The organism is Flavobacterium sp. SH_e, from assembly GCF_025717045.1.
Taxonomy (GTDB): Bacteria; Bacteroidota; Bacteroidia; order Flavobacteriales; family Flavobacteriaceae; genus Flavobacterium.
In genome coordinates this window covers 675,191-687,437 of record NZ_JAOVZN010000005.1, presented here as the reverse complement: position 1 = coordinate 687,437, position 12,247 = coordinate 675,191, and the positions used below count along the sequence as shown (strand labels likewise).

The window sequence follows — 12,247 nt, the reverse complement described above, 5'->3', positions numbered from 1 at the left end:
AGCAACAGCATTAACAAGCGGCACTTATTATGCGGCATTAGCTGATGCAGCTACAGGATGTGAAAGTTCAATTAGATTGGCAGTAACAATTAGTGTGACTGATCCAGCTACACCAACGACTAATGATGCAGCACAAACTTTCTGTTCAGGAACAAATCCAACAGTTGCTAATATTCAAGTGAATGAAAGCAATGTAGTTTGGTACACAACACAAACAGGCGGAACAGCTTTAGCTTCTACAACTGCTTTGACAACTGGAACAACTTATTTTGGAGCTATAAAAGATCCAGCAACAGGATGCGAAAGTAGTACAAGATTACAAGTAGCTGTCACAGTTGGAAATACTATAAATCCAACTACTAACAACACGTCTCAAAGTTTCTGTTCGACAAGTGCACCAACAGTTGCGAGTATTCAAGTTAATGAAAGCAATGTAACATGGTTTGCATCTGCTACAGGCGGAACAGCAATTCCATCAGGAACACCATTAACTTCTGGAATTTATTTCGGAAATATTGTTGATGCTGCTACTGGATGCGAAAGTTCAACTCGATTACAAGTTACTGTTACAGTAGTTGATCCAAGTGCGACACCAACTACTAACGATACAACTCAAGACTTCTGTACATTAAATTCACCAACAGTTGCCGATATTCAAGTAAATGAAGCAAATGTTGTGTGGTACAGTACAGCTACAGGCGGAACAGCGCTTTCTGCAACAACAGCTCTTGCAACAGGAGTATATTATGGAGCAGTTTCTAGCGCAGTTGGTTGCGAAAATCCAGCAAGATTGGCAGTAACAGTAAGTGTTAATTCGCCAGGTGTAATTACAACGCCAAGAACAAATCAGACATTCTGTTTATCAGCTTTACCAACTTTAGCTAATATTTTAGTAAACGAAGCAAATGTAGTTTTCTATACTAGTGCTACAGGAGGAACACCATTAGCTGCAAATACTCCGCTTACTGCAACAACTTATTATGCAGCGGCTTTGAGTAATACAACAAATGGTTGTGATAACGGACCAAGATTAGGAATTACAATTGCATTTGAAGATGATGCAGCAGTTCAGCTTACAACGACTGATGATACTCCATGTGTTTTCAAGGGAGTAACATATTCAATTGCAAACGGAAAATCTGATTATGTATGGACAATTACTGGAGGAACGATCGTTTCAGGAGGTACATCAAATGATGGTTCTGTAACAGTTTCTTGGTCGGACATTGGTCCTGGAACAGTAACAGTTGCTTATACTAACAATTGTAACGAAAGAACAGTTAAAACTTTAAATGTTACTGTAGCAAGTTGTTCAGATATAACGATTACAAATACTGTTGATAATCCAACGCCTAATTTTGGTGATCAAGTAACATTTACAGTAACAGTAAACAATGTGGGCGAGGGTGATTTCATAAATACTATTGTTAGTGATTTGCTTCCTAGTGGTTTACAATTAGTAAGTTCATCTGCATCGACAGGAACATTCGATCCAGCAACTCAGATTTGGACAATACCAGCACTAAACGCAGGGCAAAGTGTAACATTGACAATTGTTGCAGAAGTATTGCCAAGCGGTAATTACACAAGTGTTGCAACGGTTGAAATCTCAACACCATTAGATGTTGACGCTTCAAATAACTCAGCTTCGGTTACAATAGAACCAATTTGTTTGACTGTTTACAACGAGTTTACACCAAATAATGATGGCAAAAATGATTTGTTCAGAATTGACTGTATCGAATCTTATCCAAACAACGAGTTGAAAGTATTTAACAGATATGGAGCGTTAGTGTATAGTAAAGCACATTATGAAAATGATTGGAACGGAACAGCAAATGTTTCCGGAGTTGTTAATAGAGGAGATATGTTGCCAACAGGTACTTATTTTTATGTGATAACCATTGGAGATGGAACGGTTAAAAAAGGCTGGTTATCTATTATGAGATAATCCACTTCTATTAATCATCTAATTAATTAAACTAAATAAGTATCGTTATGAAACTATATATAAAATCATTAGAAACGTATTTCATTTTAATATGTTCTTTTATCACGGTTTGCGCCACAGCGCAGCAAGATCCCGAATATACGCAGTATATGTATAATACTATGGCGGTAAATCCAGCTTATGCTGGATCTACCGGAACCATAGAAGCAGCACTTTTATATCGTTCTCAATGGGTCGGAATTTCCGGAGCACCAGAAACACAGTCCTTTTCAATTCATTCTCCTTTACGAAATGAAAAATTAGGTCTAGGTTTAAGTATTGTAAATGATAAAATTGGCCCTTCTAATGAACTATATCTTGATGGAAACTTCTCTTATTCAATACCTCTTGGGTACGAAAAAAGACTTGCTTTTGGTTTGAAAGCAGGTACGAGAATGTTAAACGTAGATTGGTCTAAAGGAAGATATTACGATGATGATGATGTTTTGTTGAATCAGAACATCAACAATCAGATGAAACTAGCAGTTGGAGCAGGGGTTTATTATTATACCGATAAATGGTATTTAGGATTCTCAATTCCAAGTTTTATTCAGAATGATTACTATGATGATGTTAAAGAATCAGTAGATTATGATCGTCTGCACTACTATTTAATGGGAGGTTATGTTTTTGATTTGAGTCCAAGTTTAAAATTCAAACCGGCATTTTTAGTAAAAGCCGTAAGCGGAGCGCCACTTACAGCAGACGTGTCAGCAAATTTCATGATTCAGGAAAAGTTTGTCATAGGAGGAGCGTATCGAACAGATGATTCTGTGAGCATACTAGCAGGTTTTCAAATTTCGCCAAGTTTTTATCTTGGATATGCCTTTGATTACACTGTAAGCCAATTGAACAAATACAACGATGGCTCACACGAAATAATCTTGCGTTATCAATTTGTGAAAAACCAGAGCAAAATTAAATCTCCTCGATTCTTCTAAAAATAAAACTTATGAGAAAACTATATATCCTATGTTTAATTTTGAGCGTTACGTTTAGTTTCGCTCAAAAGACCAATTTGAAGAAAGCTGATGCTTTGTTTAAAAACTATTCTTATTTGGATGCTTCTAAAGCTTATGAAGAATGTTTGCAAAACATAAAAAATCCATCAGCGCAGACTTTGAAAAACGCTGCAGACTCATACTATTTTATTTCTGATTCTAGAAATGCACTTAAATGGTACAGAAAATTGTATGAAGTTCAAGGAAACAATCTTACTGATATTTACTATCTGCGTTATATTCAATCTATGAAAGCAGTTATGGATTATGATGAAGCAGATAAAATCACGAAGGAATATTTAGATAAAAAAGGAGATAAAGTAGAAGCTAGTCGTTATGTTGCCCAAAAGAAATATATGGATAGCGTAGCAAAAGCAAAACCTCTTTATACCATTAAAAATTTAGATATCAATACCAGTAAATCAGATTTTGGAGCTACGTTTTTTAATGATAACATCGTGTTTACTTCGGCTCGTGATACAACCAAGTTCAGTGAGAAATTATACACTTGGAATAATCAGCCTTTTCTAAATCTTTATTTTGCAGAAAGAAATCCAGCAGATGGAAGTTTATTCAACGAAACTGTATTTCTTCCAAATGTAATGACCAAATATCATGAAGCGACTGCAAGTTTTGATAGCCAAGGAAAAACGATTTATTATTCAACCAATATTGTAAAGAAAAACAAATTGGTTATTGATGATGCAAAAGTCAATAATTTTCAAATAATTAAGGGGTCAATCGTCAATAATAAATTAGAAAATCCACAGAAAGTATTTTTTGACAGCGACGATTATTCTGTAGGACATCCAGCATTAAGCGAAGATGGACAATGGCTTTTCTTCGCTTCAGATATGCCAGGCGGATATGGCGAAACAGATTTGTATGTCGTAAAAATTGCTGCCGACGGTACAATGAGCTCACCTCAAAATTTAGGCCCAAGTATTAATACTATTGGTAACGAAGTGTTTCCATTTTATCAAAACGGAGTTTTATACTTTTCATCTGATGGACATTATGGCTGGGGAGATTTAGATGTTTACGAAAGTAAATTTTTGGCAGACGGAAGTTTTACTACTCCAAAAAATCTTGGCGCGCCAATAAACAGTAACAAAGATGATTTTTCTTTTATAATTGATAAAACAGATTCTTACGGCTATTTTTCTTCAAATAGAGCGGAAGGAAAAGGAGATGACGACATTTACTCTTTTGAAAAAGGAAAACCAATTTGCAATCAAAGCATTTCAGGAATAGCTATAGATCGTAAAACTAAAGCACCATTATCTGATGTTACTATAATGGCTTACAACTCTTTTAGTGAAGTATTGGGCGAAACCAAAACCAATTTTGATGGCAAATATGCTATTGAAGTTCCTTGCAACAAAATCGTTAAAATGATTGCTGCAAAACCAAATTATAGCAGCGATGATAAAACGGTAGAAACAACAAAGGAAAATGGTGGCGAAATCACAAATGTAAACTTCGAATTAAGCAATTACGATGACTTAGTTATAAAGAAGCAAGGTGTTGAAAAAGTTGATGTAAATCCAATTTATTTCGATTATGACAAATATGACATTACACCAAAAGCTGTAGAAGAGTTGACAAAAGTTGTCTTCATTATGCAGAAATTTCCAAACATCAGAATAAAGATTGAATCTCACACTGATTCGCGCGGAAAAGATGCTTATAACTTAAAACTTTCAGACAATAGAGCAAAATCAACAAGAGATTATATCCTTTCGCAAGGTATAGAAGCTTCTCGAATTGAAAGCGCAATTGGCTACGGTGAAACGCGACTAATTAACAAATGTAAAAATGGTGTAAAATGCACCGAAGAAGAGCATTTATTAAATAGACGTTCAGACTTTATCATTATTCAAAAATAGTTCTATATTTGCACTGTAAAATATTGATAATCAGTGAAAAATATAAAACGTCAAAACCATTTGGAAGTTGGTTTTTTTAATTCTTTTTTAAGAATAATGGACAAGGAGAAAATCAGACTGCATGAATTTGCAGTCTGATTTTTGATTTTTTAAAACTTTCATTTTTTATTCATTTGAACAAAAATAAATTCTAATTTTGATAATAAGTTATTTGTTACCATAATCTGAAATATTTTAAAATTATCTATGAGCATTCAAGAGACCATTCAAACACTACGAAATGAACTTAATCAACACAATTACAACTATTATGTGTTAGACAATGCTACGATTTCAGATTATGATTTTGATATTAAGCTGAAAGAACTTCAAGATTTAGAAAATAAACATCCAGAATTTTTTGATGAAAACTCGCCAACACAAAGAGTGGGAGGAACTGTTACCAAAAATTTCAAAACAATAGCGCACCAATATAGAATGTATTCCTTGGATAATTCTTATTCAAAAGAAGACCTTTTAGATTGGGAAAATCGTATTCAGAGAGTTCTAGGAAATGTTGATTTGCAATATACCTGCGAATTAAAATATGATGGAGCTTCAATCAGCATTACTTACGAAAACGGAAAATTAGTTCAAGCATTAACACGTGGAGACGGTTTTCAAGGCGATGAGGTAACAAACAATATTAAAACAATAAAATCAATTCCTTTACACTTAAAAGGGAATTATCCAGATAAATTTGATATTCGTGGTGAAATTATTCTGCCATTTGCTGGTTTTGAAAAAATGAACCAAGAATTAATTGAAATTGGAGAAACGCCATATTCAAACCCAAGAAATACAGCTTCGGGAAGTTTAAAATTACAAGATAGTGCTGAGGTTGCAAAACGTCCATTAGAATGTCTTTTATATTTTGTAACAGGAAATAATTTGCCGTTTGCTTCTCAATTTGAAGGTTTAGAATCGGCTAGAAGCTGGGGATTCAAAGTGCCAAAAGAAGCAAAACTGGTGAACAGTATGAATGAAGTTTTCGACTTCATTGATTATTGGGATGTTCACCGCCATAATTTACCTTACGAAACAGATGGAGTTGTTGTAAAAGTAAACAGCATTCAACATCAAGAAGAATTAGGTTATACCGCAAAATCGCCTCGTTGGGCAATGGCTTACAAATTCAAGTCAGAACAGGTTTCTACCAAATTAAAATCAATTTCTTATCAAGTTGGACGAACTGGCGCAATTACGCCGGTTGCTAATTTAGAACCTGTACAGCTTGCGGGAACTATTGTTAAAAGAGCTTCTCTTCACAATGCAGATCAAATTGAAAAATTAGATATTCGAATCAATGATACTGTTTTTGTAGAAAAAGGAGGAGAAATTATTCCAAAAATTATTGCAGTAGATTTAGAGAAACGTCCAGAGAATTCAGAGAAGACACATTATATTTCATATTGTCCAGAATGCCACACAGAATTGGTTAGAAATGTTGGCGAAGCAAATCATTATTGTCCAAATTTCTATGGATGTCCTCCACAAATTATAGGAAGAATTCAGCACTACATTTCAAGAAAAGCAATGGATATTGAAGGGCTTGGGGGCGAAACAGTCGCTTTACTTTTTAAGAATGATTTAGTGCATAATTATGCCGATTTGTATGAATTGAAAGTCGAAGACATTCTTCATTTGGAAAGAATGGCTCAGAAGTCGGCAGAAAACTTGGTAAACGGAGTTCAGAAATCAAAAGAAATTCCTTTTGAAAGTGTTTTGTTTGCACTTGGAATTCGTTTTGTGGGAGAAACTGTGGCTAAAAAATTAGCCAAACATTATAAAAATATTGATGCATTAAGCAAAGCCTCATTAATGGATTTAGTTTTGGTTGATGAAATTGGTGAAAGAATTGCGCAAAGTGTAATTGAGTTCTTTGAAAACGAAGAAAATAGAAAAATTATCGAACGCTTAAAAAGTTACGGAATACAATTTGAAATTGAAGAAAGAATTAATCCAAATGCTACAGATAAATTTGTTGGAAAAACATTTGTAGTTTCAGGTGTATTCAGTCAATTTTCAAGAGACGAACTGAAGAAAACCATTGAAGACAATGGAGGAAAAGTAGGAAGCTCAATTTCTGCAAAAACAGATTTTGTTGTTGCAGGAGATAATATGGGGCCAGCAAAATTAGAAAAAGCAACTAAATTAAATATCCCAATATTATCAGAAGAAGATTTTATAAACAAATTGAATGAAACCGAATAAGCCATCATTAATTTTGTTTTTTCTGGCACTGTTGTGTACAATCATTTTTGATTGGACAGAACAAGACTTTTTTGGGACTTACGCTAAAGCAATTGTACTTCCTGCTATTTTTATCTATTATTTAATTAGCAGTGAGTTTAGAATCAGAAAAACAGAAGGATTGATTTTCTTTTTTTGTTTCGTTGGACAAGTTTACGATCTGATGGATATTGAAAGTTCAGAAATAGGAGGAGTAATCTGTTTTTTAATTGTTTACCTCTTAATTGTATCCATATTTATTCGGGAACACGAAAGAATAAAACTAACCAAACGTGATATTCTGCCTATTTCGATTGTAGTTGTTTTTATTGTTTATCTGCTAATTTCTGTTTTGAGTTTACAGCTCGATAACATGAAAAAATTCAATATGCTTTACACTGTTTACGGAATCGTTTTGAGTGTATTAAGCTATTTCTGTTTTGTAAGTTACATCACAAAAGGAACACATATTGCTTTACTGATGTCGTTAATGGCAATAAGCTATATCTTTTCTGATATCTTTTATATTTTTAATGAGTATTTCTCGTATTCAGTCGTTTTAGTCTTAATACGAGATATAACTCAAATTTTAGCTTATTTCTTTATGGTAGAATACTTTTTAGAAAAAGCTAGAATTCAAAAACCTATACAACAATAGTTGCACTTTGATTAGTATGCGCTTTGTCTTTGTCTAAATAGAAATCAATTCGGCCTAAATTAATTCCATAGCATCCAACTTGATTTACAAGCACATCTTTGCCCGCTTTATTTTTTACAATTGTAGGTTTGTCTAAGAAAGTATGAGTATGTCCGCCAATAATTAAGTCAATATCTTGAGTTTGTTCAGCAAATGTCAAATCGCTAATTTTAGTTGGATCGTCTTTATATTTATAACCAAGATGCGAAAGACAAATTACCAAATCACATTTTTGTTCTTTTTTTAAAAGCTGTGTCATATCTTGAGCGATTTCAACTGGATTGTTGTAAACCGTTTCTAGATATAATTTTTTATCTACTAAACCTTGCAATTCAATTCCAACACCAAAAACGCCAACTTTAATTCCGTTTTTATTGAAGATTTTGTACGGTTTCACATGACCGTCCATAACCGTGTTTTTAAAATCATAGTTGGAATTGATAAAGTCGAAAGTTGCGTGAGGAAGCTGCGCATATAATCCGTCAACACCATTATCAAAATCATGATTACCGATTGTCGAAGCATCGTACTTCATCATGCTCATCAATTTGAATTCTAATTCTCCTCCATAATAATTAAAGTATGGCGTACCTTGAAAAATATCTCCAGCATCCAATAAAAGAACATTTGGATTTTCTTTACGGATAGTTTCAATCAATGCAGCGCGACGAGACACACCACCTTTGTTAGGATTACGCGGATCATCAGCAGGAAAAGGATCAATGTGACTGTGCACATCATTAGTATGTAAAACGGTTAAATGCTTAATATCGTTAGTTTCAAAACTGCTCAAAGACAATCCTAAACTTAATAGGGCAGTACTTGCTGCTGTTTTTTCGATAAACTCTCTTCTTTTCATTTTATATTATTTTTGCAGAAATGCTTGTATTCTTCTTTAGTTTTTATTCTTCGGTAATTCTGATATCTTTCGGAGCCAGAACAGTATCTACTTCTTTAAAATAATCAATCAGCACATTTCTAAGCTTATAATTTAAGTCAAATGTTTGAACACCTTTTGCAAAGAAAGTCATGCTGTCGCCACCATTTGCTAAATAATCATTTGTAGCAACATAATAAATTTTGTTTAAATCAAAAGGTTTTCCCTGAATCATAATATTTTTAGCAGTATTCTCTTTTGTGATAGTAAATGTCATTCCAGACAAAGGCTGCGGTTTTTTCTCCTTTATAATATAAGCAGCAATATCTTGAATTTGTTCTCCCTTTAATGCAACCACAACAAGATTATTCTCGAAAGGCATGATTTCAAAAGCTGTTCTTGTCGTAACATTTCCTTTAGGAAGAATAGCACGAATACCGCCATGATTTAAAAGGCATAAGTCGATACTTTTATTTTCACGGGTTTTAAAAACAGTATTGCCTCTTTGTAAACAAACATCGGCCAGTAAGCTTCCAATACTTGTTTGCCATTTTCCAGTGCTTTTGTCAAGTGTTTCAGGGCAAAAAGCCAAAACATTATTTAAATCTTGATTAATATGATCGCGATAAGGTTTAATGAAGTTTTCAATTTCAGGAGTTTCAGCAGCCTTTTCAGTAACAGGAATCTGCTTTCCTTCAATCTTAGTTAAATTGTAGTTTTTCGGACTACAGGAAAATATAAAAAAAAGTGTTAAGAATATAACAAAAAGTTTTAAAAATCCGTTATACTTTTTTAGTTTTACCATTTTAAATGCAACTTAAATAATTAATTTTGTAATCTAGTAAAAGTACTATGTTTTTAAATTATACAAAGGAATTTTTTGTAAAAAAATCATTAAATATTAATTTAAATAAAGAAAAAAGCGAAGTATTTACTAAAAACATTCAATCTATTGGTTTATTGATAGATGAAAGCAATTTTGAACATTCAGAAGAATTGATAAAGGAGTTAACGCTTCACGGAATTGCTTTAGAAAACATAAAAGTTCTTGCATACAGAGAAAAATTCAAGGAAAAAGAGACCTATTCCCGACCAACTTTTGGTAAAAAACACATCAATTGGAGGGGAAAAATTACGGAAGATTTTTTGAATGAATTTATCAATTCAGAGTTTGATCTTTTGTTGAGTTATTATGATGTAGAAAACATTTTTTTGAAACTCATAACAAGCGAATCAAAAGCTAAATTTAAGGTTGGATTTTCTGCAGCAGATCAAAGTTTAAACCGTTGGATGATTAATACAGAATTAGTAAATTATAAACTGTTCGTTTCAGAATTGTTTAGGTATTTAAAAAATATAAAATAAATTATAATTAAAAATATGCAATCATTAATAGGAACTGGTGTTGCGCTTGTGACGCCATTTAAAAAAGATTTTTCAGTTGACATTGAAGCTTTACAACGAATTGTAAACTTTTCTATAGATGGCGGAGTAGAATATCTTGTTGTGATGGGAACAACTGCAGAAAATGCAACCCTTACGACAGAAGAGAAAGAATTGGTTATAAAGACAGTAATCGATGTAAATAAAGGAAGATTGCCTCTAGTTTTAGGAGTTGGAGGAAATAATACTATGCAGATTGTTGAAGAATTAAAAACAAGAGATTTTTCTGCTTTTGAAGCAATATTATCTGTTTCACCATATTATAATAAACCGACTCAAGAAGGAATTTATCAGCATTTTAAAGCAATTGCTGAAGCTTCTCCAGTTCCAGTAATTTTATATAATGTTCCAGGAAGAACAGCAAGTAATATGTTGCCTGCAACAGTAGTTCGCTTGGCTAATGATTTTAAAAATGTAGTTGCGATTAAAGAAGCTGCAGGAGATATGGCTCAAGCAATGCAGATTATTAAAAATGCTCCAAAGGATTTCTTGGTGATTTCTGGAGATGATATGCTTGCATTGCCAATCGTTTTGGCGGGTGGAGCAGGAGTAATTTCTGTAATTGGTCAAGGTTTTCCTAAAGAATTTTCAGAAATGATTCGTTTAGGACTGAATAAAAAAGCTGCTGATGCATTCAAAACACATTATTTTTTATCAGACAGTATTGATATGATTTTTGAGCAGGGAAATCCAGCGGGAATCAAACAAATCTTCCAAGCACTAGGAATTGCTGATAATACAGTTCGTCTTCCATTAGTTTCTGTAGATGATTCTCTGGCAACAAGACTGAATGAGTTTGTAAAAAACAGCATTAAATAATTGTTAAAGTATTAGTATTTTAAGATACTAAAAAATTATTTTGCAGTCGCTAAATTAATAACTAAATTTGCCACCGAAACTTCGGTGTGATTTTGTTTTGGCATAATTGTCCTAAGAAATCATAATAACAGTAAGAAAATGAAAAAAATAGTATCGCTATTAATTGTTGTTGCCCTTTTTTGTTCTTGTAGTGAGTATCAAAAAGCTTTGAAAAATGAAGATGTTGCAGCAAAATTTGACATGGCAACAAAAATGTATGATGCTGGTAAATATTCAAAGGCAATCCGCCTTTTTGAACAGCTTGCCAGTTCTTACCGAGGAAAACCTCAGGCGGAAAAACTATTTTACATGTTCTCACAATCGTATTATAAAACAAAACAATATTATTTAGCTGGTTATCAGTTTGAAGCATTTGTTTCGGGGTATCCACGAAGTGAAAAAGTACAGGAAGCTGCGTTTTTAGGCGCATATAGCTATTCAAAATTGGCTCCAGTTTATAGCTTAGATCAAACAGATACTGTAAAAGCCTTAGAGAAATTACAAGCTTTTATTGATAATTATCCAAATTCAGAATATGTTGTGCAGGCAAACGAAGCGGTGCAGAAGCTGAATGGAAAACTGGAGAAAAAAGCATACGAAAATGCTAAAGGTTATAATACAATTTCAGATTATAAATCAGCATTAGTAGCTTTTGATAATTTCATTGCTGATTTCCCTGGAACACCTTTTAAAGAAGATGCATTGTTTTACAAATATGATTCAGCATACCAATTAGCAATAAACAGTATTCCTCAAAAAATGGAAGAACGTTTACATGTTGCGCAGGCAGCTTACGCTAATTTGATGAAGTTTAAAAGCGATACGAAATACAAAAAACAGGCAGACGAAATGAATGCCAGAGTTGAAACAGATTTACAAAAATTTACTAAATAAAATAAAGTCATGGATTTAAAAAAGACGAATGCTCCTGTAAACACAATAACTTACAATAAAACAGTTATTGAAGAGCCAACAGGAAATGTGTATGAGGCAATTACCATTATGGCTAAAAGAGCAAATCAAATTAATTCAGAGATTAAAAAAGAATTGACTGAAAAATTAGAAGAGTTTGCAACTTATAATGATAGTCTAGAAGAAGTTTTTGAAAATAAAGAACAAATTGAAGTTTCTAAATTTTACGAAAAATTACCAAAACCACACGCTTTAGCTGTTCAAGAATGGTTAGACGGTAAAACTTACCACAGAAGTTCAAACAAATAA

The 12,247-nt window shown here is 33.0% G+C and carries 11 protein-coding genes; 9 read left to right on the top strand and 2 right to left on the bottom strand.

What is annotated here, in order from left to right; translation table 11 throughout:
* From OD917_RS10905 to OD917_RS10885, 5 genes are all read left to right on the top strand, one after another.
* A partial coding sequence (locus tag OD917_RS10905) for a gliding motility-associated C-terminal domain-containing protein (RefSeq protein ID WP_263523553.1) occupies positions 1-1,951 on the top strand: 1,951 nt, incomplete at its 5' end.
* A gap of 47 nt (positions 1,952-1,998) precedes the next feature.
* On the top strand, positions 1,999-2,931 hold the full coding sequence (locus OD917_RS10900) for a type IX secretion system membrane protein PorP/SprF (protein WP_263523552.1): 933 nt from the start codon (positions 1,999-2,001) through the stop codon (positions 2,929-2,931).
* An 11-nt stretch (positions 2,932-2,942) separates the two neighbouring features.
* Entirely contained in the window at positions 2,943-4,880 is a 1,938-nt protein-coding gene (locus tag OD917_RS10895) for an OmpA family protein (protein WP_263523551.1), read from the top strand.
* Positions 4,881-5,126: 246 nt separating this feature from the next.
* Positions 5,127-7,133 (top strand): NAD-dependent DNA ligase LigA, encoded by a 2,007-nt coding sequence (gene ligA, locus OD917_RS10890; protein WP_263523550.1) that lies wholly within the window; start codon positions 5,127-5,129, stop codon positions 7,131-7,133.
* Positions 7,120-7,809, top strand: coding sequence for a lysoplasmalogenase family protein (locus tag OD917_RS10885; RefSeq protein WP_263523549.1), 690 nt, complete (start codon positions 7,120-7,122; stop codon positions 7,807-7,809). The genes ligA and OD917_RS10885 overlap by 14 nt, the downstream gene beginning before the upstream one ends.
* Here the strand turns inward: OD917_RS10885 and OD917_RS10880 are convergent.
* Both OD917_RS10880 and OD917_RS10875 read right to left on the bottom strand, forming a co-directional pair.
* Positions 7,796-8,707 carry a bifunctional metallophosphatase/5'-nucleotidase gene (locus OD917_RS10880; RefSeq protein ID WP_263523548.1) on the bottom strand — a complete coding sequence of 304 codons (912 nt, stop codon included), beginning with the start codon at positions 8,705-8,707 and terminating at the stop codon, positions 7,796-7,798. The genes OD917_RS10885 and OD917_RS10880 overlap by 14 nt on opposite strands.
* Before the next feature lie 43 nt (positions 8,708-8,750).
* On the bottom strand, positions 8,751-9,530 hold the full coding sequence (locus tag OD917_RS10875) for a 5'-nucleotidase C-terminal domain-containing protein (RefSeq protein ID WP_263523547.1): 780 nt from the start codon (positions 9,528-9,530) through the stop codon (positions 8,751-8,753).
* A 47-nt stretch (positions 9,531-9,577) separates the two neighbouring features.
* Here OD917_RS10875 and OD917_RS10870 point away from each other — a divergent pair, with 47 nt between their 5' ends.
* From OD917_RS10870 to OD917_RS10855, 4 genes are all read left to right on the top strand, one after another.
* Positions 9,578-10,090, top strand: a complete 513-nt coding sequence (locus OD917_RS10870) for a DUF6913 domain-containing protein (RefSeq protein ID WP_263523546.1) — start codon at positions 9,578-9,580, stop codon at positions 10,088-10,090.
* A 15-nt stretch (positions 10,091-10,105) separates the two neighbouring features.
* The gene (gene dapA, locus OD917_RS10865) at positions 10,106-10,987 is read left to right on the top strand and encodes a 4-hydroxy-tetrahydrodipicolinate synthase (protein ID WP_263523545.1); all 882 of its coding nucleotides are present in this window, start codon (positions 10,106-10,108) and stop codon (positions 10,985-10,987) included.
* Between the two features lie 138 nt (positions 10,988-11,125).
* Positions 11,126-11,920: an outer membrane protein assembly factor BamD gene (locus OD917_RS10860; RefSeq protein WP_263523544.1), complete on the top strand. Its 795-nt coding sequence runs from the start codon at positions 11,126-11,128 to the stop codon at positions 11,918-11,920.
* Positions 11,921-11,929: 9 nt separating this feature from the next.
* A complete protein-coding gene (locus OD917_RS10855; protein WP_008463064.1) occupies positions 11,930-12,247 on the top strand; it encodes a DNA-directed RNA polymerase subunit omega in 318 nt (105 codons plus the stop codon).

Excerpts from the sequence above, each read along its gene's own strand:
- OD917_RS10880 (WP_263523548.1), bottom strand. The coding sequence starts at position 8,707 with ATGAAAAGAAGAGAGTTTATCGAAAAAACAGCAGCAAGTACTGCCCTA.
- ligA (WP_263523550.1), top strand. The coding sequence starts at position 5,127 with ATGAGCATTCAAGAGACCATTCAAACACTACGAAATGAACTTAATCAA.
- OD917_RS10885 (WP_263523549.1), top strand. The coding sequence starts at position 7,120 with ATGAAACCGAATAAGCCATCATTAATTTTGTTTTTTCTGGCACTGTTG.
- OD917_RS10895 (WP_263523551.1), top strand. The coding sequence starts at position 2,943 with ATGAGAAAACTATATATCCTATGTTTAATTTTGAGCGTTACGTTTAGT.
- OD917_RS10875 (WP_263523547.1), bottom strand. The coding sequence starts at position 9,530 with ATGGTAAAACTAAAAAAGTATAACGGATTTTTAAAACTTTTTGTTATA.
- OD917_RS10855 (WP_008463064.1), top strand. The coding sequence starts at position 11,930 with ATGGATTTAAAAAAGACGAATGCTCCTGTAAACACAATAACTTACAAT.
- OD917_RS10870 (WP_263523546.1), top strand. The coding sequence starts at position 9,578 with ATGTTTTTAAATTATACAAAGGAATTTTTTGTAAAAAAATCATTAAAT.
- OD917_RS10860 (WP_263523544.1), top strand. The coding sequence starts at position 11,126 with ATGAAAAAAATAGTATCGCTATTAATTGTTGTTGCCCTTTTTTGTTCT.
- dapA (WP_263523545.1), top strand. The coding sequence starts at position 10,106 with ATGCAATCATTAATAGGAACTGGTGTTGCGCTTGTGACGCCATTTAAA.
- OD917_RS10900 (WP_263523552.1), top strand. The coding sequence starts at position 1,999 with ATGAAACTATATATAAAATCATTAGAAACGTATTTCATTTTAATATGT.